The organism is Pseudomonas sp. N-137 (assembly GCF_034555295.1).
GTDB lineage: Bacteria > Pseudomonadota > Gammaproteobacteria > Pseudomonadales > Pseudomonadaceae > Aquipseudomonas > Aquipseudomonas rhizophila.
Genome location: NZ_JAXUDQ010000028.1, coordinates 87,930 through 112,726, shown reverse-complemented (window position 1 = coordinate 112,726; position 24,797 = coordinate 87,930). Strand labels below are relative to the sequence as shown.

Below are 24,797 nucleotides of genomic sequence, written 5' to 3'. Positions count from 1 at the left end.
GCTGTTTGGTGTCGCAGGACTGCTTGAGGTGATCCGGAGATTTACTAAGCCGTTGTGCGTCCGGCAGCAGCCCTTCAGAAGATGATGCGGTCCAAGGCGCGCAGATAATTTCTACGCAGCTAACTGTTAGCTCGCCACGGGCCGCTTTGGCCGAAAGGGCACGTTTCCGTCTTTGTGCTTGTTGGATGGGCCCATCGCAATCCGAACCCGACAAACGTGCTTCCAATCGGTAATTTCAGCTTTGTGCCGCAAGTCGTTCCGATTGCTGGATTGCGGGTTTTGGCAATGCCATGCGCAGGCTTTCGCGATACTGTTCCGCCGGCGCTTCGTGGGTAACCTCGACAACAGAATCGTAATTTTCTCGAATGACCGACTCAATCTCAGCAATATCCGCGCGGAAGAACTCCTTGCGCCCGTTAACCTTGTTGAGGCGACCTACGGCAAAGCGTTCGTGCAGTTTTGCTTCCAATGCGGGAGCGTTATTCGAGAAGACCATCGCATGCACGTCAAACCAAAACGGTACCGACGCATCACCCAGCTCATCAACTCGATCCATGGGCTCTAAGCGGCGCGTCATACCGATCTTGTAAATTCCTTCCCCGAATGCCCCTAGGTTGGAGATCACGTACACATAGCCGGCCTTAGCATTCTGTTCGCGATAGTCAATGAGCTTTTCTTCGCTCTCTAGCTCGGCTCGGCCCGCTTCGACCTCGGCTAGCTTCGCCAGCAAGGCGGCACGCTCTTCTTCAGATTCTACTTTGTCCAGGCGAGCCTGGAGGTCGCGCATGGCGGTCGTAAAGTGTTTGCGCTCCTTGGCTATCTTCTCCCGGGCTGCGCGAATCTCCTGCTCCAGCTTCTGTTGTTCTCGCAACTCTTCTCGGGCGCGCTTTGCTTCTTCCTTTTCCTCTTGCTTCTTGATCTGAAACTCTTGGGCAAGGTGCAGTTCATCGAGCTTGAGGCTCAGATAAGCGCGCGATATCTCTACGCTCATAATCTTGCCAAGGCGGTTGCAGGTTTCGAACGATTTGAGAATTCGTTTCTCGCCCAGTTCGACGTTGTCAAATTTAACGTTGTCCACACAGACATCGGCTTCGTTGTTGAACGAGCGAATCACCAGCTTGATCATGTCGTTAACGAGCTTCCGACCTTGAGCCTTGCTGTCGTTGACTGTCCAGTCCATGTTCCCGGTCGCTGCCTCCCCGCCCTTAATCATCGCTTTCTGACGCTCGCGGACACTTTCCAGTCGGGACTTGTATTCTTGGCTGGTGGTTAGCTTGAACTTGGGTTCATAGAGAGCAAAGCTTTCCAGCAGTAACGTCTCCTCCCATACGAGTATCTGCCCCTGCAGATCAGAGGAGCGTTGCGCTAGCGCAGCCACCTCCCGCTCAGAGCGCTGAGTTTCTTGGCGGGCGGCAGCAAGCTTCTCTTTCTCTTGTTCGATTAGTTTCTGAACTTCCAAGACGTCCATGGCGCCGATCTTCGTAGTGAGCGCTTGGAGCTGCGCATAATGCGTTTGGAGATCCGAAAGCCGGGCTTCCAAATCATCCGCGCGTTGCCGGTGGGCGGGGCCTTTCCAATAGTCGCTAAGGGACACGGGTTCCTTCCTCGTTCCTGAATCAAATGGTCGTTCAGTTCCAAACCAACGCAGGCGCCTTTAAAGCGCAAAGCGTGAAGGCCGGCTGCGTAGTGATTCAATCGCTTTCAGCGTTGATATGCATCGGGTCGGGGTGGGGCTCGCTAGGAAGGAAGGCGAAAATGCAGAGACTTCTTTCCTTGTGTAGTGAGCCATTATTAGGCCATCCCTGGCTAGAATGAGCTGAAACAGTCATTCGTGCAAATCGTTGATGTGCTCGGGGCTGACCGACTTCCATGATTGAATGCGCGACGCAGCAAGCAAGTTTTCAGGTTGACTCCCGACCGGGAACGTTGCCCAGCCCAAATTACTCAACGGCAGGAGAAGCTCTTAAAAAATTGGTAGATAACGCATGGGATGCGGATGCAGAAGAGGTAGGAGGTACACCAAAAAAGCGGCGTCCGATCAAAGGCAGGGAAGGGGTCGGAAATTTGCTGGTTGACGTCCGCTGTGGGAGGGGCAAGTGAGCTGTCTTGCCCGTTGCCAAGAACCGCAAAAAAAATCACCTGTCGAAGGACAGGTGATTTTAGTGGCTTCAGTAATCGCTAAGAAAACTATAAGAAGACTTTCATCGCCCCGATCAAGATGCCGATCGTCACGGCGAGCATGGAAGCCATACGAATGGACAACTTGAGATCAGATTTAGCGATCTCTGCAGTCAGCCGATGATTAGTATTAGCGATTTCAGCAGTCGCCTTGCCGATTTCAGCAGCGAGACTTGCGAGATCACTTTTCGTCGCGAGTAGTGTGAGCATGTCAGATTCCAATGCTTGGATAACAGCTTCGGCTTTGAGCTCAGGCACGTCGATTGCGCGCAGTGCCTGATACATCGCCAGTTCCATTTTCATTAAGGCCTCCAAAAACAAAAAAAGGCCTTCCCCACGACGGGAAAGGCCCGTCGTGGGTGGGAAAGTCATGCTTCCATCGACATTCAAGTCGACTGTCCGCGCTGCCGGAAGCTATGCGGTCATATGGTGGATCCTGCGGAGAGCCGCAGCGCCGTCTTGAAGATCCTGGCGGCTGGGGTGCTGAACGAATCAGCTAGATGCATAGCAAAAATGCCCCTGAGGCCTTTTGCTGTCAATCCGGAAATCGGTTTTCGACTGTTTCCTAATGTTGTGTGAGGCGTCTCACTGCCTGTGGTCACCACCACCTTCAGATTCGGATTGTTGAGGATCGACGTCGAACGCCCTGAATTATCGCCCGAGGTAAGTCGCAGTAATTTGTGTTCTCTCATGCCCAAGTTCACGGCTGATAATTTGTCGAGCGACACTGTCTTGAGAGCGCTGCACTGAACTCAGTTCCCTGGAAGAGATTCCTCCTGCCGCCGGTGCCTTCCACCCTGTCAAAGCAACGTAACGGCTTTGTGCATAATGATGACGTAGCCCATGCATGTGGCTCAGGCCTGCTGCCTTGCACTGACCGTCGTAAGTGTTTCTCTGCTGGATATACGTTTTCTGAGCTGGGATTAATGAGCCGGCTCCCGCTAGACGATGCGCCGCGTTCAATACCTCGCGCTGTAGCGAAGTGGTGACCGGCACAGAGCGATCACGCCCACCCTTCGTCCATGAGCCCTTAAGGAGAATGTGATCTCCTTGATCCGCATACTTAGGCTGAAATTTGATCGCTTCCTCACGGCGTAGTCCAAACGCCGACTGAAGCTGGAGGCTCATGTGCACATGAGCGTCGGTGATCTTGCCAAGGCCTGTTCCCAGTTCCTGGGCTTTGCTGACGTTAGTGACGAAGCGCCGGTCGGCCACTCCCAGTTGCGCGTTGTCCGCGGGGAGAATGCCAGCCTTGCCGATTTTTTCAGCCCACCATCGAAGGTGCGCAAGGCGATTTTTGATGGTGCCAGGTGACAGGCCTTCGCCTTGCCAGCGATCCAGCAGTGCCAGTACGTGTTTGCCCTTGAGCGAGGGCGCTTTCATCTGCCGGAAACCAGACTCGCGCAGTTGGCGGGCGATCAGTCCCAGTGAGCGGATACGGTCGGCCTGAGTGTTGTGACTGCCATCGCGATTGCGTCGGCAAAGTTGTCGCAGGGTGTAGGTCAAATCGTCCATATCCCATTTACGCTCACGGGCTTTGATTTGTGTTGTTGTTCTGTCCTGAAAATCATTGGTAAGTGTTGGTGCCAACTCGCTAGGCGAGATCCCCGAAGGGCAGGGGCATGGTGTTCAGGAAACACCGGTGTCTCGACTGAAACGTCCGTCTTTCTTCCTGCTGGAAGGTCATACGGAGATGGAGCGGGATGAACGAGTTTTTAGCGTCGATGAGTACTCCAAAGAAATGGATGGGATAGTTAAATGGAAGCAGTCGGCGTTGCACAAAGGACCGCTGCCTAGGACGGTGCAGTAGCGGCACATCACGGAATAAATCCTATAGAACAAAAGTGGCTCCGCCCCATCGGGTATGGGTCGGTATGCTTTTGGAGCCTTGCTTACCTGGCTAACTCCATCCTGCTGGATCAGCGCTTGCAGGAGTCTTGCGCTGTTGGGATAACGACGTTCGAACCTGTCGTCTTAGGTTTTTGCTGGGCCAGTGTATGGGGGCATCATCATGTATGCCGCACTCTTTAGGGTTCAGGATTTGCCCGTGATGTTGGGGCGTCGGCTGGGCCGTCACTGCGGATTGCAGTGACGGCCCGGCTCATGACTTGTGTGCATCCGGGCAGAGAGGGGCTCTACGGCAGGTGCATATTTATCCATTGCCTTTGGCACTGACGCGGCCTTCGGCCTTGTCGGCTCCCTACGTAGGTGCGGCATGGTCCCCATGCCACGCCTGCGCAGGGAGCTTGTGTGAAAAGTGGGGCGAGGAACTACGTCGTCCATGTGCGCCATGTGAGCGGCACAGTATGTCGCTTGTCACCGAGCCGTATCGACGATGTCGGGTCGAGCTGGCCCCGCGTGCGGTTCAGCGCCAACTCGCGCAGCTTGATGATCTGCGCAAATGCCCGGCAGGGTATTGCGACTGATATCCTCCAACTGATCTACCAGATTCCATGCATAACATTAGCCAATGCCAGTGGCTTGCAGGCATGGGCGAGCAGGTCGGCGACGTTGGTATCTGGGTTGACCGAGAGCTTTCTGTCGGAGGTTTGAAGTGGCTGATAATTAACAGCCGCAATGGGTCGGTTACGATCCATTGCGTTGGGCAGCAATCGATCTGTATCTGACGTTTACCAAAGGCAGAAAACGGCCATTTGCTGCCGCTCGGAAACGGAGTTATTTAAACACTCCGACCGGCTCACCGCTGCGCTCATCTGAACGTGGGGGAATAGCTGTATGGCAGCAAACCTAAATTGCTAGAAGCACATACCATCTCAGCAATCATCGCTTTAACTTATCGATCTCCGCACGAAGATCTTCCCGCTCTGCCATTCTATTCCACGATTCTGAAATCCTCTCAAGCATGGCGGACGTTCGGCCGAATTCCACAACCTGCGCAGCCCAGTATGAGTATTCCTCAGCAAGCGCACGCTCCTGGGCTCCTCCTTCCCCCATCGACTTCATGTAAGCCCCTCGCTTGTTGAAGCATTCCACCTCAAACCCCGTCTCGATCTGCTCAGATGCGAAGTTCTCTATAACCACACACACCTCAGTCGGAGGCCAGATTGCCCCTGCCTCAAATCGAGGGGAGTGCGCGAGAGTCTGCCCTATATACTGATCTGCAATTTCTGCAAGGTCTCGTTCAGCCGCCGCCATACGGACATCAGCAATCCAAGATTCAAGCTTCGCCAAATCAACACTTTCTTCGCTAGCTCCTGGCAACTTCTTGAAGGAAGAAAGCAACCTGAATGAAATGTTCGCAATATTCTTTTCTCGATCTGTTACATTCTCCCTAGCAGGTGAGTTTTTACCTCGGAATACGTGAGACAGAATTTCCACAAAAAGAAGTGGATCTTCGGCAATTTGCTCATAGATAACCAACGGGCGTTGTTGATCTTGAATGACGGGCAGATATGAGTACTCCAGTCGCGCAATATCAAAACGTTCAACGTCACCACGCCCGTCAAGTTCCTTGAAAGCGGACTCCAAGTAATAAGACTGCATCGTCCCACTTTGTTTGCTTTCAGGCTGTTGTAACCCTTCCGAAAGCAAAGTTATGATGATCTCGGAGGAAAATTCAGCTAGTCGTCGGTGCCCTAGATACAAAGCTTCAATGCTACGTCCAAAAGTACGAAACTCCTTAACCGCTCTCATTAGTTCGTCATGTGAATCTCCTTGGGGAAATATGTTGAGACGTCGCCAGTACTGCGCATGAATCTCTTCCCCCTGAAGTTCTACAAAATCCCAAGTCCGGCTATTAACCGGCCAGCCAAGGAGTAAATAACATCTCTCTCCAGCGTCAGGGATCAAAGGAAATATCTTTTCCTTTATCAGATGACTCCAAACGTCTCCATATCGCCGAGCTCCTAATGCTGACGCATAAAGAGCTAAATCTCCAATGGGAGGCCGCTGCGCAGCCGCTTCAAGAAGCGTAATCAAATGTTCTTGAGTGATCTGCTCAATGTCGATTGCTTGAGCGACCAGGGAAGGAATGGCGGCCTTTTTTGAGAGTTCCAATATACCAAGAGGACCATCACGCTCCAACACACGAGCCAAAGCTTCTTTTCGAAGTGCTTCGGGTTCTATATCTACACTCTCGTTGTATCGCCCAACGTGTGGCAACCATTCATCAAACAGCTGCTTATCCTCATAAAGCGGGTCGGCAGGACGATGTCTATCGAGAAGGTCTCGAATCCTCTGGAGTTCCTCGCCCTGCATTGCCCATTCACTGTCCGCATAGAATTCGTGTTTGGCTGCCATCGCTTGAAGCGCACCCCAGACTGGATCGGCTTCATCCGATCGATGTGCGATCAAATACGAATCAATATACTCAAGCACCAACTCTCGATCGTTCGGCCTGAAGGCTGAGAAAGAGTTAACCAACACTATCGCTCTTTCTTCATTATCAGCAGCCAGTGCAATCGCACGGCTGACCACTGCATGCTGTGCGTCCCAAACTACTCCGAATGTAAGCTCTTCTTGATGTACAGATGCCACATCACGAAGCTTGGGTTTTTGAGTGGGTGAGAAAGAGTCATGCGATCGGGGAAGTAGCTTGACCAAGAGCTGCCAGCCTACCGCTGGAACCTCAGAAAGAACAATATCAATACAAGCGATACGCTGGCGAAGATTCGCATGAGTGTTAGGCGACCAGGTGAGCAGAATGTCTCTTAAGCTGTTAATAGGGCGGTTGACTTTGTTTGAGTCAGGTGTCGGATCCAGTTCGGCGAGCTTTGCCAAAATTATCGCAGTTCGATTTAGTAGCTTCGGATCCCAAGCCAAAACCTCAAGCGCCCATAGAATTTGAATATACGGACCTGATGCCGAAAACGACCAATCATCTCTGTCAGTAAACAGCCCAACGATCCCACTCTGCTCGCCCTCGAACATACATTCGAGGGCCTTCAAAAAAGGGCTAGGCGCAGCCTCCGCTAGTAGTGCTGTCTGATCTGATAGCCCTATAAGGGCTCGATGGTTTTTCCCCCACTCAGGTAATGAACTGATTACTTCGTCAACGAATTGCTGGGGGGATGCCTGATTCATATGCAGCCCGCCAACTTTATCCATAGTCGCAATGATCAGTAGTGTCAGCGCAAGCCCTTCTCTTAGCCACCGGCTATAATCCGCAGGTGAGACGTAGTGGAGGCTGAATTTTTCATCACGGGATGGCTCTTCCACGATATGGCTGAAAACCTTCAACACCGCAGCTTTAAGACGCTGTAAGTCTTGCTCTCCTACCAGATGCCCATAGAAACTGAATGCATCAACAGGGGCTCGCACTTGCCAAAATTCGCCAACGCGATCAAATGGAGGGTCAGCCAACATGATCGTTGGAAGCAGTTTTTCCTCCACTTCAGTGTAGTTTCCAAGCCCGGAAAGATCCGCAACCAAAAGCCTGTCAAGATCCTGCTTTACAGACCAGCCACCAGCTAGGAATGCTGCTTTTATAATCCCTGCATCCCTTACCCACTCAGGCGGGCGATAAGCTTGATTCGGTATGAGTCGTTCGAGGATCGTGAGACTACGCCCACACCTGTGCGCCAGTTCATAACCTACTTCGCGCTCAATTCCCATCGCCATAAAGCCTTCAACCATGCCTGTAGCTGAAGATCGTTTAAGGGTAGTGTGCCTTCTGGCCTGAACCCCTGTTACTGCAGATAGAGTGGGTCCCACGCTGGCAAGAATACCTGATACGTCGCTCCCCTCTTGAGTGGTGATGAATGTCAGGTTTGTGTGCCTGCTCAGAAACCGTGCTGCGGACTCAGTCTCAACAATGAGAGTTTTGACCTCTAAGGCCCTTTTGATCTCAGGAGGCGCCATACGGATCGCCGCGACTGCAAAAGCCACGACTTCAATGGCCGTCTCCGCGCCAAGCATGATTGGTTGGGCTGGCCCGGTGAGGCTACGCAGCAACTCGTCGGCAACTTCGTTACGGTCTCCCAGAACAACCTTCTCGTGGAGACGAGGCTTAAAGCGCGAGCTATAAATATCCCAGAACTCATCCGTGCTTAGCGCACCATTTCGAGGGGCCGAACCCAAGACCTCTCTGGCGTACAACGCAGCAACCGCGGGATGGAGATCAAGCCAGTGGACCAGCTCGACGGCGTCGAGGTATATGACCTTTTTCCATTTTTCCTCGTTAGTTCTGTCGTTTTCCCACTGGATGAGAAGGTGTCGGGGTGTATCCCATTTTTCTAGATTAACCAGCACCAGAGTGCTTTCGGCCATCTCGGCAGGATCCGTTTTAGCTGTACGCTTGTTGTAGTCAGCGGTCGCTTTCGCTGCCCCCGCCCCGGCCCCAAACTCCCATTTGGATTTACCAGCAGGCACAAACTCTGACGCTTCGACCGTCTCCAGCACACCATCCCAGCCTCGAACTTGTCCCGCGTCCCCTCCTGGAAACCGAAATCGACTGGCATCGGTGATGGACGCCCTTATCAAGTCAGCTATCAGGTCAGGAAGACGTGCGCGAGCATCAATCCTCTTAGCCCATTCAGCCAAACGCGCCTCATCGATCCACTGCATGTCGCAATCCTTTTTCACATGACGAACAGACTTAAAAACTCAATCACCGAGCATATTTAATCCGATTATGCCTGAGATACTTGGAAGTAAAAGTCCTTAAGAAAGACGTCGATTTAATAGTAAATCGCTCGCCCTTTCTTGTAGGTGGCGCGTCTAGCGATCTCACGGTTCGGCAGTTTCCATGGTTGAGGACAGGCGGTTTCGATGCTCGAATAGGATTTTTCAATTGACGTTACAGGTTGATCTATACCGGTCACGAGTGGCTGCTTTTGGCCGATTGCTGCCTCTTGCGAATGGCTGCAGTCGACCCATAGCGGACGTTCATCCTCAGGTTGCTGACATCTGCTTTGCAGCGGGAGTGGCCTCTCACCTGTTCAAACTAGAGCCTGTAAACTCCCGTTCAATGCTTGACATGAGTAGACGGAGCCGGCTCGCTGTGTGGATTACCGCTCGATGAAGGGCTAAAAGGCATCATGTTCCCCGCGTTCCCTGTTCCAGAACTTGCACGTCCTGGGGTAACGTCTTCACGAGATATCGTCCTCTAGCCGCCGCTTGGAACGAGCGCGCGACGAATTTGTTTGGCCATCGAAAAGGGAGGTTTGCTTTGGCGACAAGAGCTGGCTCTCATGCGGGGCGTGGGTTCCGATATCAAGATGCGGTTGCGGCAAGCCTTGCCGTGGAAGGCTTTGTCGGCCAGTTTGGTTACGGCAGCATCGTCCCTGAAGGGGGCGACGATCTTGAGCTCCGAACGGCCAGCGCTAGAACGCTCGCGCAGGTCAAGTCACGACGCGACCACATGGGCCCGTTTTCAGCTCGCTCAGTGGCGGGCTTCGTCATGAAAATGTGGGACGGAAAGGGGCTTCAACCGGACGACCAATTTTTGCTGGTGCTCGAGAGCAATGTTGGTGAACGCCGCGCTGCCGTCCGCCAGCTGCAGGACCTTTCCGCCTATCCGACCGTCGTAGTCGAGCTGAAGGGACGCAAGGGGCTGGCTGGCCTCATTGCGCGAACCAAGGTGCTTGTGCTGCCTGACCCTCGCGGAAGCGCAGTAGCCCAGATTTCGGCCAGGCAGGCCTGCACCTCCGTCGAAGCCGAGATGTACTTCGCGGACCTCCTGGGCGTGCTGGGGCATCTTTCTGATGAAAACGGCACTCGCGCGGCGAACGCCTATCTCGGGCTTGCCGTGTCTGATATTCAGCGGCGGTTCGACGCGCTACAGCCGCTTATGACATCAACGGTAGTCGAGGCAGCGCTAACCGAGGGGTTTTGTTCAGCTGTGGATTTCCTGACGCCCGATGAGGATCCGCTGTTCTACCTGGGTGTCGATGCGCAGGCATCGCACGTAGCCGCAGGACTCGTTGTGGAACGCCCTGAGCTCCGTGCAGCCGTTCTAGAAGGACTGGAGAGCCGCAGAAACGCGCTCATTCACGGCGCTTCCGGCTCAGGAAAGTCAGCAGTCCTTTGGGAAGCCGCGTACGCCAGTCGCCACGCAGTGCGTTGGTTTCAGGTTCAGCGCCTGCCGCCGGCAGCCATTGCGTCACTTGTCCAACTTGCGCGCTCCAGACGAGCGACTGCAGATGCCCCCGTCGGCTTCATTATCGATGACGTGGGCCGAGGGTTCTCGGAGGGTTGGACCGCGTTGACTGCGGAGGTAAATCGCACTCCCGGGCTGCTGCTCTTGGCATCTGTACGAGAGGAGGATCGCTACCCGCTGGTAGATAGCCGTCGTGCTGCCCAGGTCAAGGTTCAGGGCGACGACACTCTGGCTGAACGAGTGTGGCGAGAGCTGAGGGATAGAGGGCAAACCGCTTGGCAAGGATGGCGAGAACCTTGGAGTCTAGCGGCTGGCCACCTGCTTGAGTACACCCACGTTCTTACCCAGGGGCATCGACTGAGCGAGACGCTGCACGCGCAGGTTGCGGCGCGTATTAACGACGTCACTCGACACGACGAGCTGGATGTCTTGAGAACGGTGGCTTGTGTGAACGCAGCTGGTTGCAGTGCCGAGGTGTCAGAGCTGCCTCGCGTCTTGTCCAAGCCCGCGACCACGGTCTCGCTCGCGCTGACCAGACTCAAGGATGAGCACCTAGTTCAAGACGCACATGACGGCAGGATGGTGGGGCTGCATGAGTTGAGATCTGCAGAGCTCCTTCGCCTGTCTCACGAGTTCCCACCGCCCTTGTTGTCGACTACGGCCGCAACTGCGGTTTGGCTGGTGCCGGCATCCGAGATGTCTCGGTTCCTCGAGCGCACTCTCTCTAGGCACGAGGGATGCGATGATGAAGTAATTGAAAGTCTGGCGCTTAGATTGAAGGCAGCACCGACACCGGCGCTCCTGAGCTCGATTCTGACGGGGCTGGACCGTACGAACGCGCATCGGGTGATCAGACTCTGGCTCCAGACCGCCGAAGCACAAGCGATGGCGAAGTCGTTGCAGGGAACGCCTGCTGGACTCGCGATTGGCGACATCGAACCACCGGATATCGGTCCGACGATACCTGCATCCCGACGCTTCACTGAAATCAGGACTGACGTTATCGCTTCAGGTTTGACCGCTCGCTTTTTGGCTCGGTTAGCTCCAAGCGATCTACGCCGCGTGCTCCAGGCGGCGAGCAGCGTGGGAGACTTGACCCGGCTCATGGCTTCGCTACTCGGTCAAGTCATCCCGACTTCGCACTTGGGTGAGCTGGCCACTTTTTCCCCCCCGCTCGTCGACGCGGACTTTCAAGCCGTAGTTTCGCTACTCCAAGTCACAGCAAGGGTCGACAGGGCGCTGGCGATCAGCTGGGTCAATGCAGTCGGGCAAGACGCATTGTTCCAGCGCTTCTCCGACAATGTGGCCTGGGCTGAGGCACCGAGTCTGGGCCCATGTGAGGAAGGTCAGGAGGTTCGCTCAGACATCTGGTTTGTAGCAACCTCCGTGCAGACCGACCTTAACCACGACGTGTATCAGACTTGTGAGACCTTGCTGGCGCTGACACCTGCAGCAGATATTGTGTCCAGCAACGCGCTCGGATCTGACGGGGCCATCGTCCCGTCCACAGTCGAAGACTACCCGCTTGCGCGCAAACGCATGCCCAGGGCGAACGTTCCCGCGCCCGAGCAGGTCGCCCGCAATCGTGCTTGGCTGGCCATACTCAACGCGTACTTGGCTACTGAGAGTTACACCGCCTATCTAGCGCAATGCTTGGATCTGCTCAATCTGCTCGTCCCGAACCTCAGAGCGCTTCTTGACGGGCAGTTCAGAGGGAAGACAGATGCCACGGCGCTCAAAGTCTTGGGGCGCGTATACGACGCAGCTATCAGCTTGGTGGCGCCAAAGGAAGAGCAGCCAACTGCTGGGGTCCAGAGGTGGTCGAGGCTGCCATCGATCCTGTCCAGTTGCTCCACGGATCTCGTCCGGAGGTTTCTTGCGCTGCCGCAGGGTGCTCCGGCCTACATGGGCTGGCTTGCCGACATACAGAAGAGCATCGTGACTGCGGCGTCCGAGGAGTCATGGGATGTATTGTCAATCGAGGCTCCGAAAGAGTTGGATGAGCTACGGCGCCTCGTAGAAATATTGCAGACGATGGCCGGTGAGTCTGAGAAAAGAGGGCGGCAGCCGTTCCTCACCCACCGTTATCGGACGGCACCAAAGGGGAGTGCGCTTGGCAAGGCGGCACTCGCCGCGCGCCGATATCGCGAAGCCGAGTTCAACAACTTGGAAGCTAGGCTAAGGACCGAGCTGACCGCAATTAGCCCTGGCATCGGCGTTCATCTGCTGGCTGAGGCCACCATTCCCGTGGTGTGGCCGCCTGCGGATGTGCTGGTCACCTTGCCTGTGAACTCCGATGGAACAGGCGTGGACTTGGCGAGTGGCTGGCCAGCCTGGCGTGCTCTCGTTGAAGACGGGCGCAAGATTTGCGTCCTGCCCGTCATGAACAGGCTCGGATTGACGAACCTCGCTACATATGGCTTCGACAGGCTACTCCCGGTTCTACCAAATGACCTGGCGCAACCCTGGTGCGCCGTCGCAGGACTCGAGGCAGCTCCGCTGGATTCGCTAAACGTATTTACTCGTCTCACCAACCCGTTGGCAGAGCTCCAGGGCATTGATGCGTACTGGAGCAGCAAGGGAACCAGGACGCCCGGGGAGGAGCGCATCTATCGGGCGGTCTCCGAGACTCTCGACGAAGCGAGGGAGGCTTGGAGCAACTTGGCGCTCACGGATGACATCAAGGGGGTTGGCCTGCAGCTCGTGGATGCCGCTCTTCAAGGCGAGTTCCCGATTGCGAATGCCGCCTCAAGGCTGTTGCACGGCGAGCGGACCCAGACTATCGATATCATCGAGTCATTCGTCCTAGGGCTTACTTTGTTCGACTGTCAGCGCACAGGTGAGCGCAGTGCACAAATTCAGCAATGACAACCATGACCTACACCCTCGTGCCCAAGGTGGGTTCTGGCGCGGCGGAGCCCTTTGGATTCCTGCCCAGGACTGATCTGCTGCAAAGCAGCCATTGCTGAACTTCCGCCTTATCGCCTAAAGCTGTCGTCAGGAAGGCTGCACTGGAGGACTGCTCCTGGCCGGTTATAGCCTGTCGCAACCGGCCACCTCGGATCGACTCCGATCCGTCACGACCGGCAGTAGTCGACCCAAACCTGCCGGTCGATGCAATACACTAAATTTTGTGTGAACAGGAGGAGTGCTGCTCGAGTAACTGATCAAGTGATGGATCGCGATAAGCTTCGAAGAAATCAACCAATGCCCAGGAGCAACAATTGACATCGCATGTCTACATCCTCCGTCATGTTCAACATCCACGCTTCAAGATCGGCAAGGCCAACAACATCATTGATCGAGCACGTAATTTCCGCTTGGAGGCAATCGACTTCTCGAACTCACTTGGTCTTTCGGTAGCATCGGAGATGGATGCGTATGCTTTAGAGAAAATATTACAGCGCATCTTCCGACACGCCAGCGTGGACGTAGGCCAAGTAATTGCAAGTGGAGGTAGTCGTGATGGCGCAAGCGAATGGTTTGACGTCAGTTGCTGGTCGCGTCTCATGCGCTATTTAGAAGATAACCGCGACTTGCATCCGCATGAGATCGTCAGTGGTAAGTCACTTGCACTTCTCGTGAATAAACTCTTGCAGCCTACAGAAGCCGCTCTTGCCCGAGCGCAGTTGAAGAAGGCAAAGGAAGCCCGTCGCATCGAGCGCCAAGAAGCACTACTCGCCTTCCGCCGCGAGCAAATGGTTGCGTTAGAGCAAAGCTTGCGCTTGGTCCGGGCAAAACTGGTTGAGGAGCTTGAGCATCATCGACGGGAGCGCAACGTCGTAGGCGTCTGCCACGGCCGCTATGGCCCGTTCTTAGTGCTGGCTAACGCAAAGTCTCTTCCAACTAAAGAGGTGTTGTGGCGACTCGAGCTTCAGGATACTCAGTACAAGTATCACTATGGTGGGGGCTCACTAATTACTGGCTACAAGCAGCTGGCCCGATCGGAAGGAACGATCTGCATCGTCTCTATGCCTCGACTGGAACTGCAAGAGGATTCCCCCTTCAGTACGGATCGTGTCATTTATCATGTTTTTCAAGACGAACTCACCTGGATATGGAATTTGCGGGAGATTCCCGAGGTTTGGCTGGATGCGATTTTTCCAATTGAATTCCTGCACGACACCGATTTAAAGGGAGAGGAAAGCGAACTTGCAGCAGAGCGCTTGATGCAGGCTCACCGTGAAGCTGGGCTGACTGAACTGAGCCCCTTGAACGGTGACTGAATTGAATCGGCTCCGGTTTTACAGATGTCATTACCGCTCACTCTGAATCGAAGTCTGCCAATCGGCAATGGCTGCTTCTGGCGGATAGCCGCCCTTGGCCGAAGGTCTGTACCTGGTCTAACGCCAGCACCTAGAAAACATGGCCTACGCAATCCAGCGACTGGTACACAAGAAAAAACCACCTGCCCTAGAACAGGTGGCTCCTGGTACCAACGGAGAAGATGGTCTCGTTAACGAATAAACGCGACTGCGGCGAACAGAATCGCCACCGCGAGGAAAATCATCACGCCAATATTCATAGTAAGACTCACCTCAATCTGAGATAACGCTGCCCGAAATTGTGCAATGTCGGAATCGAATTTAACTGCCGGAGATGGGGGCAGAGCCGGCTCCATGGCTTGGATTACTGCTTCGATTTTCGGCTCAGGCACGTCAATCGCTTTCAGTGCTTCATACATTGCCAGTCGAATTTTCATTAAGGCCTCCAAAAACAAAGAAAGGCCTGCCCCCGGACGGGGAAAGGCCCGTCGTGGGTGGGGTGGGAATAGCGTGCTTCCATCGACACTCAAGTCGACTGTCCGCGTAGCCGGAAGCGATGCGGTCATGGGGAGGATCCTGCGGAAAACCGCAGCGCCGTCTTGATGATCCTGACGGCTGGTATGCGCTTGTAAAAATGCATCCGCGGACGTTTTGCTGTCAATCCACAAACCGGCTATCGAGTGTTACCTGATGTTGGGTAATAGCACCGGGCATTCATGAGTTTACAGGCGTTGAATACGCGCCCTCTAGGCAGGGCACGGCTGCCACTCTTTGCTTTTCATCACCTGTGCAGCCAAATCTCCAGCGTTCCTCGGACCGGCCAGGATTTTGCGCATGTTGGCAATGTGTGGCCGGCCAATTTCGCGCCATGCCGAGTGCGCTGGTGGCTTCTTGCGGACATCTGTGTAAACGCGAGGTGCGGGCTGAATCACGACGGGTTCGCCAGCCGGGTCCTGTTTTTTGCGGCCAGCCCACAAGCGAAACTCGCCGATCAACACACGCTTCACCAGGGCGAAGAAATAGGCGACGACATTGCGTACTGTGCCGCTTTGGCTGCGTGCTTGTAGTTCATCCAGCACGTCCTGGCGATGGTGTGACGGCAACCGTTTCAAGGCCGCCAGCACGTCTCGTTGCTGGTCTGCTTTGGCGCTGGCCAGGCATGGCGGCAATGCCAGCGGCTCTGATGGTGAATCGCTTTCCTCACGCGTATGCGCGCGGTACGTACGTTCTTTTTTATACAAATACGGCTTATACGTACGGTCTTGCTCCCGAGGTATCTGGCGAGTCTGTTTGGTCTGCTGCGTAACGGTCGATCTGTCTGTGAAAGTACTAGGTGTGGATGTTCGATTGACCGTTGGACGCTTCCGCGATGGCGCGGAGGGCGGTGGTTCATCGTCTTTGTTCCGTTGCTCCCGGATGGCAATGGGGAGATGTTCAGGCGTGTTCTCAGAGGTCGCCAGAATGTGCTCGGCAAGATGCTTGATCTGTTTGTTCTCATGGCCGATGCAGGTAGCCATCAGTTCCTCCAGGCTGTCGTCGAGAGCACAAGCTTCATGGAAGCTTAGAGCGCGCTCATTGACCCGATACAACACGCTTTGAACATTGCCAGTCAGGAGATCGCAATGTTGCCTCACGAAGCTGACCCATCCTGTAAGTCGCAGCACCGCTAAAGCGCGCCAAGCCGTTGCAGCGCCAGCGCGCTGCCCACAGGGAGTGCATGTGAGGTAACGGCGCAGTTGCCCCATGTTCACTAGTGGGCTGAGGCCATCTGCAGTGCGAAGCATGTGCAAGACCTGCCAGCCATTGCGCTCCAAGGGGGTGAGGCGCACATCGAGCATTAGCGCCGTCAAGGTGGTGCGCAGAGCATCTTGGTCTTGCGAGTTCTGGTGAGTGCGTTGGTCTGCCATGAGATGACTCCGAGGTATGGACCACGACGGCCCGTTCCCCTACATCTCATCGCGGATCACCCTGCGTGTAAGTCGACAATGCGATTTGCATCACCACCGTTTTGTTTGAGGGCTGACAGTTCGATTGTGAAAAGCTATTCCGTATCAGCCGATGGCACTCCTTCATCAGCGTATGGCAACTACTTTCCGGTCGCTGCTCTCGATGGTTGCTGATACCGAGAGATTGCCGGTAGCTGCTCCCTGTATGTGCTCACTCCACCATTTCATCATAGGCCGTCTGCGCTCAATGTAGTCCGCTCGGTTATAGGCGCTACGCACCTCATCCTTATCGACGTGGGCAAGTGCAACCTCAATCAGCTCAGGGTCCCAACCCTTTTCATTGAGGATAGTGCTCGCCATTGAGCGCATTCCATGACTGACCAGGCGCCCTTCGAAGCCCATCCGTTTCAGCGCCATGTTGGCGGTCTGGCTGTTGCAATGGGTGCGCGGATTACGGTCGGAGGGAAACACGTACTCCCTGTGTCCGCTATAGGGCTTGATGGTCTCCAGGAGCGCCAAAGCGTGCTCCGTGAGCGGGATGATGTGTGTGCGACGTTTCTTCATTCGCTCAGGTGGAATCGTCCAGATCTTCTTCTTGAGGTCGATGTCAGCCCATCGGGTGGTCGCAGCTTCTGCTGGCCGAGTCATTGTGTGGAGCTGCCACTCGATGAGGCATCGGGTGGTTCTTTTGATGCTGGCGTTGGCAATCGCCATCATGAGTTCATTGAGCTCATCGGGGGGCAGTGCCGCCATGTTTTTCTTCTTTGGTTTTTTGAAGACCGATCGTATTCCGCTCAGGGGGTTGGCATGAATGAGTCCGTAGTTCACCCCGTAAGTCATGATTTCGTTGAGGCGTTGGGTCAGGCGCTTGACCGTTTCCAAGCTGCCTTTGGTCTCAAGTGGCTTAAGCAATTTGATGACCTGAGGAGCGCTGATTTCAGAAATTGGGGTCGCGTGCAAATCGGGGAAGACGTGAAGCGTGAGTGATCGCCAAATGTCTTCAGCGTAGGCGGTTGTCACTGAATCTTTCTTCAGTTCAAACCATGCCGTCGCCACGTTTTGAAAGGTGTGCTCTGTCGCAGCTTTTTTCGCTTGGCGATCTGCATCGCGTTGCTCTTTCGGGTCCAGTCCTTGGGCAACCAGCTCTCTGGCCTCAACCGTGCGTTTTCGCGCATGAGCCAGGCTGAGTTCCGGGAACGTCCCCAGTCCCATGTTGATCCGTTTCTTGGTCACGGGATGGATGTAGTTGAAATTCCAAAGCCTCGAACCGTTGGTTCGGACTCGTAACTGAAGGCCGTCGCCGTCGGTCAATGTGTAGTCCTTGTCCTTGGGCTTGGCGGCTTTGATTTTCAGGTCTGAAAGGCGTGTGGCTCGGGCTCCCATGGGTACTCCAACGCTGTTTGTGTATTCCAAAATTTACCAGTCACGGGCTTGGAATACGCCTTGGAATACATTTCAAAATGGATCTGCCTGAAGCGCTGTGGAGCTCAATGGCGCTGAAACCCCCGTATTTACTGGATTTCAGGCACAAAAAAAGACGTCCGTGGACGTCTTTAGATGATGAAGTGGTGGAGCCGGGGGGATTTGAACCCCCGTCCGCCAGTACTCCGCTGTCGGTACTACATGCTTAGCCGTGTCTATTAAGTTAACCCTCAGCGACCCGACGGGCAGGGTGCTTTGGGCGAGTTGTGTAAGTTTTAGCCGATTCGTCCACAACGTACTGCACGGCGATTCCGTTCTATATGACAATCACTTTGGGTTTACGGACATCCCCTGATGATTGCTGGACCCGAAGGTACCAGAAGGGAAGGGCTAAGGCTGCTTACGCAGCGAGAGCGTATTCCCCGTAGGTTTCGTCATTGGCAACTATAGGAAGTTGCAACAGTGGATTTACGAGTTCTGTTACCAACTCGGCATGCACCTAAAGTTTCGCAACCGGCGTCGAATCCTAAACGGCCCCGAGCCTGTAGCTCCGTGAATCAGCTGGAGCGACAAGCCTGTGCAGTGTACGCCAATACGCGGCTGAGGCCAACCCGAAGGTTGGCCTGACGCGAGGTTACTACTGATCGCCTTTGGTGTTGTTCTGCAATTTCTGAATGGCCTGAGTGGTCAGCGAGATGCAGTTCTTGGTGCCTTCCTCGGTGCCTTTGGCCTGTTCCGCCGTGGCTTGTCCGACGGTGGCGTCAATTTCGGTTTTCATGCCTTCGCTCATCTGCTCGGTGCTGACCTGGGCGTCTTTGATTTTCTGCAGATTGATCTGGCAAAGGTCTGCCTGGTTATCTGCGAACACCGGAGAGGCCAACAGCGCAGCGGAAATGAACAAGCCAGCAAATGCAGTGTGCTTCATGTGTATCTCCTTGAACGTTTGGTCTCGGTGCTGCCGGACATCGCCGCCAGGCCCGAGTCAATAAAGGGCCCGACGGCGTCGGGCCTATTCAAGTGACTACAGCGAAACGCAGGAATTCGATTTTTCTTCGGGTGCGATGGGGAGCCCCTCAGCGTCGGCGAATTTGGGCCGGGTGACGCGATCCACCAGATACACCAGGCTGTGGTAGTCGATTTCGCCATGGCGCGTCAGACCGATCTCGCAGGTGCGGCTGGTGGAGACGCCTTCGCTGCAATACTGCACCGCATCCTTGAGGGTTCGCAGTGAGTGGGCATTGAGCTCGGGTGTGGTGAAGCCTTTGTCTCCGGCAAAACCACAGCAGTGGATGCCTTCGGGGATCACGACTTGCTTGCTGCATTTGCGCGCCAAGTCGATCAGCGCCTGGCTCTCGCCCAGGTGCTGGGTGCTGCAGGTGACGTGTACGGCAATCGGTGCATCCTGCGGGGTGAATTCGAGACGGTCCATTAAGTGCGTACGAATGAAACGCACCGGGTCGTACAGGTCCAGTCGAACATTTCCCAGGTCCTGGACCAGGCGCAGCGTGCAAGGGCTGGTGTCGCAGTAGATCGGGTCGATCCCGCCACGGCTGGCGTGGAGCAGGGCGCCGATCAACTCCTGGCGCTTGTGCTCGGCCTGTTCCGCGTAGCCTTTGGATGCGAAAGGCTGGCCGCAGCACAGGCTGTCCACGTTGTCTGGAAAGACCACTTGATAACCGGCTTTTTCCAGCAGTCGTTGGGTTTTTTCGTACAGCGACATCTGTTCTTTGTCACCCGCCGCCGGCGCCATGGCGCGCGACACACACGCGGCCAGATAGACCACGCGCGGGCGTTCGTCGCAGACGGCCGGGCTGAAGCGGATGGCTTTTTCCGGCTGCGGCATGGCGTTGTCCCACTGGGGAACCTGACCCTTCGACAGCCGGGTCAGGCCGGCTGACAGGCGGGCCAGTCGCGGCGCGCCCAGCAGCATTCGGGCACCGTTGGCGACGTGCAGGGTAAAGCGTGCGCCTTGCAGGGCGATGGCGAAATTGCTTGCCAGCCAATCGGCGGTTTTCGTACGCGTTGCGCTGCGGCTACGGAGTTTTTTCACCAACTCGCCGGTGTTGATGCCGACCGGGCAACGTTGTGCGCATAACCCGGTGGCAGCGCAGGTGTCGATGCCGTGATATTGGTAGGCCGTTTCCAGCGCTGAAGTGTCGATGCCTGCGCGCTTTTTCGCCTGGATGTCCCGCCAGATCACGATGCGCTGGCGCGGGCTTAAGGTCAGGTCTTTGGACGGACAGACCGGCTCGCAGAAGCCGCACTCGATGCACTTGTCCACTATCTCGTCGGCCGCCGGCAGCGGCTTGAGGTGCTTGAGGTGGATTTGTGGATCTTCGCTGAGCACCACGTCCGGGTTGAGGATGCCGTTAGGGTCGAGCAGGCGTTTGAGTTGCCACATCAACTGGTAGGCGTCGCTGCCCCACTCCAGTTCGACGAATGGCGCCATGTTGCGGCCGGTGCCGTGTTCGGCCTTCAACGAACCGCCGAACTCCACCGCCACCAACTGCGCCACGTCATCCATGAATGCTTGATAGCGCGCAACTTCTTCGGCGTTGTTGAAGCCTTGGGTGAAGACGAAATGCAGATTGCCTTCCAGGGCGTGTCCGAAAAGAATCGCCTCGTCGTAGTGATGTTTGTCGAACAACTCGATCAGGCGGTTCACGCCAAGGGCCAGTTGCTCGACCGGGAAGGTCACGTCTTCGATGATCACCGTGGTCCCGGTTTTGCGTACCGCGCCCACCGCAGGGAAAGTGTCTTTGCGGATGGCCCAGAGTCGCGCGTTTTCTCGCGGGTCTTCGGTGAAGTCGACCTGTTTTTCCACAGGGAAACCGGCCAGCGATGCCATGATCCGGGCCAGTTGCTCTTGCAGCAAAGATGACGAAGCCGCGCGGGATTCAATCAGCAGGGCGCAGGCATTTGTCGACAGATGCTGTACGAAATCCGGCATGCCCGGTTTGTCCTGCACCGAACGCAAGCTGCGCCGGTCCAGCAACTCCACCGCCGATACCGGCTGGCTTTTCAACACCGTGACCGCGTTGCAGCAGGTTTCCACGTCCGGGAAGACGATCAGCGCCGAGGCTTTGTTCGGGTGATCGATGACGGTGTTGTAGGTCACCGCGCTGATGAAGCCGAGCGTGCCTTCGGAACCCACCAACAGGTGGCTCAAGATATCCACAGGCTCGTCGTAATCCACCAAGGCATTGAGCGACAGGCCAGTGGTATTTTTCAGACGGTATTTGTGGCGAATTCGAGCCGCCAGCTCGGTGTTGGCGCGGGTCTCGCGGCCAAGGGTTGCCAGACGTTCCAGCAGTTCGCCATGGCTTGTACGAAAGGCCGCCACGCTGGTTTCATCTTCAGTGTCCAGACGGGTGCCATCGGCCAGTACCAGGCGGATGCCGGCGAGGGTGTGATAGGTGTTTTGCGCTGTGCCGCAGCACATGCCGCTGGCATTGTTGGCGACGATGCCGCCGATTTTGCAGGCGTTGATCGATGCCGGATCGGGACCGATCTTGCGGCCGAACGGTGCCAGCCAGGCATTGGCCTGGGCGCCGATCACGCCGGGCTGCAAGCGGATCTGCATGCCCTCGCCGCGAATTTCGCGAGCGTTCCAGTTATCCCCCAGCACGATCAGTACCGAGTCGCTGATGGCTTGCCCGGACAGGCTGGTGCCGGCGGCGCGGAAGGTGACTGGGACCTGGTCGCGTTGGGCCAGTTGCAGCAGTGCTACCACTTCATCTTCGGATTCGACGCGTACCACCAGTTTCGGAATCAGCCGATAGAAACTGGCGTCGGTGCCGAAGGCCAAGGTCGACAGCGGGTCGTCGAAACGGCGCTTTTGCGGGATCAGCTGCTGTACGTCGCGCAGGAAAGGGGCCGGAAGCGTCATTGGTCCTCCAGAATCAGAACCACCAGATCCTTCGGACCATGGGCGCCATAGGCCAGCACCTGTTCGATGTCGGCCGTCTTGGAGGGACCCGAGACCAGCAGCGCGTTGGTGGGCATGCCCTGGGCCCAGGCGAATTCCTGTTGCACTTCATAGAAGTTGTCGCGGATTTCGCTGGCCTTGAGCAAAGCGAAATGCACCGGCGGAACGAGGCTCATCAACCGCGGTTCTTCCCGCGTCGGCCAGAGAATCAGGCTGCCGGTTGCCGCGATGGCACCCAGGGTCCCGGTCAGGCTGGCGGGGGTGTCGTTGAACAGTTCGGCTTTCCATTGCTCGACAGGCCGGTCGTAGGCCTTGAGCGTTGGCAGCTCGGGATTGTTCGCCCAGAACTGTGTGATTTTTTGCCCGTGAGGCGTCGTCGGGGCGATGAGCAGGCTGGGTAATTGACGGTCGCGCAGCAACTGCGCCAGCAGCGCCGGCCAACCTTCGCCAGACGTCAGATGGATCTCGGTGTGCACCGCTTCCATCAGTTTGCGCAGTTGAGCGATGCGCTCCTCGGGGGCGTAGCGATAGGTTTTCGTCACCAGGTCGACATCGAAGTTGTCGGCCACTGGTGTGGTGCCGGTCAGACTTTTACGCAGCTTGGCGAGGATATTGTCCTTGGCGCTCATCGACGGTCTCCCTGCTGGTTCAGGTGTTCGCGGGCCAGGTCATGCAATGAGCGGGCGGCGGGTTTGGGGGCGCTGTGGTTCTGCGTCCATGGGCCGACGTTGTCGGGCGTCAGGGCGCGCAGGCGCGTGGCGAGGAAAGCGAACAGCCGATACAGGCGCGGCGAACTGTTGAGTCGGGCCCAGGCATTCCAGATGAAGCGCTCCTTGGGCGAATACTTACTGCCCTGGCCACGCATCACCGGGTTCGGACTGTCCGGTGCCTTGACGTTTTCTTCGCGCAGGCGCCGCAACAGCGCCGGAATTGGAATCTTCACCGGGCACACTTCGCCGCAGGCACCGCACAGTGAAGAGGCGCTTGGGTGGTCCGGCACTTTGGCCAGGCCCACCATGTGCGGCGTGATGATTTTTCCGATAGGCCCCGGGTAAACCTCGCCATAGGCATGACCACCGATGCGGGTGTAGACCGGGCAATGATTCATGCAGGCGCCGCAACGAATGCAGTTCAGGGTCTGGCGCAGTTCGCTGTCGGCAAATGCCTGGCTGCGCCCGTTGTCCAGCAGGACCAGGTGCACTTGCTGGGGGCCGTCCAGTTCGTCGGCCTTGCGTGGGCCGGAGATCATGTTGACGTAGGTGGTGATCGGCTGGCCGAGGGCCGAGCGGGTCAGCAGCGAGAGCAGCGGCACCACGTCCCGCAGGTTCTCCACGACTTTTTCGATGCCGGTCACGGCAATGTGAACCGGTGGCACGGTGGTGGACATCCGCCCGTTGCCTTCGTTTTCCACCAGCAGCAACGTGCCGGTTTCGGCCACGGCGAAGTTGACGCCGGATACGCCGATGTCAGCCTCGAAGAATTTCTGCCGCAAGACCTTGCGACCGATCTGAATGAGTTGGTCAACGTCCTTGGTGTACTCCACGCCAAGTTTGTCGTGGAACAAGGACGCGACCTGACCGGCGTTCTTGTGGATCGCCGGCATAATGATGTGTGAAGGCTTCTCGTGGTCGAGCTGGACGATGTATTCCCCCATGTCGGACTCGAGACATTCGATGTCCCGACCCTCGAGGAAATGGTTCATCTCCATCTCTTCGCTGACCATCGATTTGCCCTTGATCACTTGCCGCGCCTCGTGAGCGCGGATGATCGAGAGGACGATGCCATTGGCTTCGTCCACCGTTTCCGCCCAGTGTACTTTCACACCGTTGCGGGTCAGGTTGGTTTCAAGCTGCTCGAGCAGGTCGGGCAACTTCGATAACGCACGAGCGCGGACGGCATTGCCCAGCACTCGCAGATGTTCTCTTTCGTGGGCATCGCTGAAGGACGCTGCCCGCTTGGTCATCAGTGAATCCATCGCTGTGCGAAAGTTGTTTCGCAGTTGCGTGTCGTCCAGCGCCTTGTGGGCCCGGGCGCGAAAATCTTCCTGCACCTCAACGGTTGGAATCAGCGTCGGTGTGCTCATACGACACCCCCGGTGCGCTGCCAGAGGAAGCTCGCCAGGTGCTGCCCGCGTAATGCTTGCTGCTGTTTCTCCAGGGCGCCATTGATATTCATCAGGCAACCGCAGTCGGCACTGACGACCTGGTGCGCGCCGGATTCCTTCAGCGCGCGGGTCTTGTCGGCCACCATCGCGCCGGAAATATCCGGCATGCGAACGCTGAACGTCCCACCAAACCCACAGCATTCACTTTCATGGCTGTGTTCGACGCGCTCCACGTTGTCCAGCTGCGCCAGCAAGGCGCGGCCATGCAGGTGGGTGTTCATTTCCCGTCGTGCCGAGCAGGAGGTGTGCAGCGCGACCTTCACCGGTTCGCCACTGTCGTTCAACTGCACCTTGCAGACAAACAGCAGAAACTCGGCCAATTCATAGGTTCTGGCCGCCAGGGCCTGGACCTGTTTGAGCGTATCGGGCTCGTCCTTGAACAGGTCGGCATAATGCTCGCGCAGCATGCCGGCACAGGAGCCCGACGGCACCACCACCGGATAATCTCCGGCAAACAACGCCAATTGCGCCCGCGCTACCGTCCGGGCCTGCTCGGTGTAACCGGAGGTGTATGCCGGTTGCCCGCAACAGGTCTGCCCTTGCGGGTAGTCCACCCGGATCCCTTCGCGCTCCAGAAGATGAATCGCATCCATCCCGGCTTCGGGATAGAACAGGTCCACCACGCAGGTTCCGAACAGGTAAACCCGTTCGGGCTTGTTGCTGGGGTACTGCCGAGGCTCGGGCAATGGCGGGGCGACACGGGTCGCATTCGGCACGGCGTTGTAAAAAAGCTCGCTCATCAGGCGTGTCTCCGGGTGGTCCCGGTTATCCGTCCGCTGAGGCTGCTGAATATAGATAAGGAATCTTTCAGCAGCCTTGCAGACCCGGTTATCAA

At 56.3% G+C, this 24,797-nt stretch carries 14 protein-coding genes and 1 other RNA gene; 2 read left to right on the top strand and 13 right to left on the bottom strand.

Annotated features, from left to right (window positions below; genetic code table 11):
* Window positions 1–235 precede the first annotated feature (235 nt).
* The 4 genes from T3A99_RS18840 to T3A99_RS18825 form a co-directional block, all read right to left on the bottom strand.
* Window positions 236–1,594 carry a DUF4041 domain-containing protein gene (locus tag T3A99_RS18840; RefSeq protein ID WP_092394384.1) on the bottom strand — a complete coding sequence of 453 codons (1,359 nt, stop codon included), beginning with the start codon at window positions 1,592–1,594 and terminating at the stop codon, window positions 236–238.
* A 593-nt stretch (window positions 1,595–2,187) separates the two neighbouring features.
* Window positions 2,188–2,481 carry a hypothetical protein gene (locus tag T3A99_RS18835; protein WP_024617742.1) on the bottom strand — a complete coding sequence of 98 codons (294 nt, stop codon included), beginning with the start codon at window positions 2,479–2,481 and terminating at the stop codon, window positions 2,188–2,190.
* 348 nt (window positions 2,482–2,829) lie between these two features.
* Complete coding sequence (locus tag T3A99_RS18830) at window positions 2,830–3,693, bottom strand: integrase domain-containing protein (protein WP_281459819.1); 864 nt, start codon at window positions 3,691–3,693, stop codon at window positions 2,830–2,832.
* 1,266 nt (window positions 3,694–4,959) lie between these two features.
* Entirely contained in the window at window positions 4,960–8,703 is a 3,744-nt protein-coding gene (locus T3A99_RS18825) for a hypothetical protein (RefSeq protein WP_322834683.1), read from the bottom strand.
* Window positions 8,704–9,379: 676 nt separating this feature from the next.
* On the opposite strand from T3A99_RS18825, the gene T3A99_RS18820 reads away from it, so the two are divergent.
* Entirely contained in the window at window positions 9,380–13,105 is a 3,726-nt protein-coding gene (locus T3A99_RS18820; protein ID WP_322834682.1) for a hypothetical protein, read from the top strand.
* Between the two features lie 356 nt (window positions 13,106–13,461).
* Complete coding sequence (locus T3A99_RS18815; RefSeq protein ID WP_322834681.1) at window positions 13,462–14,463, top strand: GIY-YIG nuclease family protein; 1,002 nt, start codon at window positions 13,462–13,464, stop codon at window positions 14,461–14,463.
* 230 nt (window positions 14,464–14,693) lie between these two features.
* Here the strand turns inward: T3A99_RS18815 and T3A99_RS18810 are convergent, their stop codons facing one another.
* The 9 genes from T3A99_RS18810 to T3A99_RS18770 all read right to left on the bottom strand — a co-directional run bounded on the left by T3A99_RS18810 (window position 14,694) and on the right by T3A99_RS18770 (window position 24,702).
* Window positions 14,694–14,939, bottom strand: coding sequence for a hypothetical protein (locus T3A99_RS18810; RefSeq protein ID WP_322834680.1), 246 nt, complete (start codon window positions 14,937–14,939; stop codon window positions 14,694–14,696).
* A 309-nt stretch (window positions 14,940–15,248) separates the two neighbouring features.
* Window positions 15,249–16,409 (bottom strand): STY4528 family pathogenicity island replication protein, encoded by a 1,161-nt coding sequence (locus tag T3A99_RS18805; protein ID WP_322834679.1) that lies wholly within the window; start codon window positions 16,407–16,409, stop codon window positions 15,249–15,251.
* Between the two features lie 165 nt (window positions 16,410–16,574).
* Window positions 16,575–17,831, bottom strand: coding sequence for an integrase domain-containing protein (locus T3A99_RS18800; RefSeq protein WP_322834678.1), 1,257 nt, complete (start codon window positions 17,829–17,831; stop codon window positions 16,575–16,577).
* Window positions 17,832–18,014: 183 nt separating this feature from the next.
* Window positions 18,015–18,408: a transfer-messenger RNA gene (gene ssrA, locus T3A99_RS18795) on the bottom strand.
* Between the two features lie 99 nt (window positions 18,409–18,507).
* A complete protein-coding gene (locus tag T3A99_RS18790) occupies window positions 18,508–18,795 on the bottom strand; it encodes a hypothetical protein (RefSeq protein ID WP_047229080.1) in 288 nt (95 codons plus the stop codon).
* Between the two features lie 96 nt (window positions 18,796–18,891).
* Complete coding sequence (locus tag T3A99_RS18785; protein ID WP_322834677.1) at window positions 18,892–21,759, bottom strand: FAD-binding and (Fe-S)-binding domain-containing protein; 2,868 nt, start codon at window positions 21,757–21,759, stop codon at window positions 18,892–18,894.
* Window positions 21,756–22,427 (bottom strand): LutC/YkgG family protein, encoded by a 672-nt coding sequence (locus T3A99_RS18780; RefSeq protein ID WP_076383522.1) that lies wholly within the window; start codon window positions 22,425–22,427, stop codon window positions 21,756–21,758. The genes T3A99_RS18785 and T3A99_RS18780 overlap by 4 nt, the downstream gene beginning before the upstream one ends.
* Entirely contained in the window at window positions 22,424–23,881 is a 1,458-nt protein-coding gene (locus tag T3A99_RS18775; protein WP_047229077.1) for a LutB/LldF family L-lactate oxidation iron-sulfur protein, read from the bottom strand. The genes T3A99_RS18780 and T3A99_RS18775 overlap by 4 nt, the downstream gene beginning before the upstream one ends.
* The gene (locus tag T3A99_RS18770) at window positions 23,878–24,702 is read right to left on the bottom strand and encodes a (Fe-S)-binding protein (RefSeq protein ID WP_107321857.1); all 825 of its coding nucleotides are present in this window, start codon (window positions 24,700–24,702) and stop codon (window positions 23,878–23,880) included. Before T3A99_RS18770 ends, T3A99_RS18775 begins: the two co-directional genes overlap by 4 nt.
* Window positions 24,703–24,797: the final 95 nt, after the last annotated feature.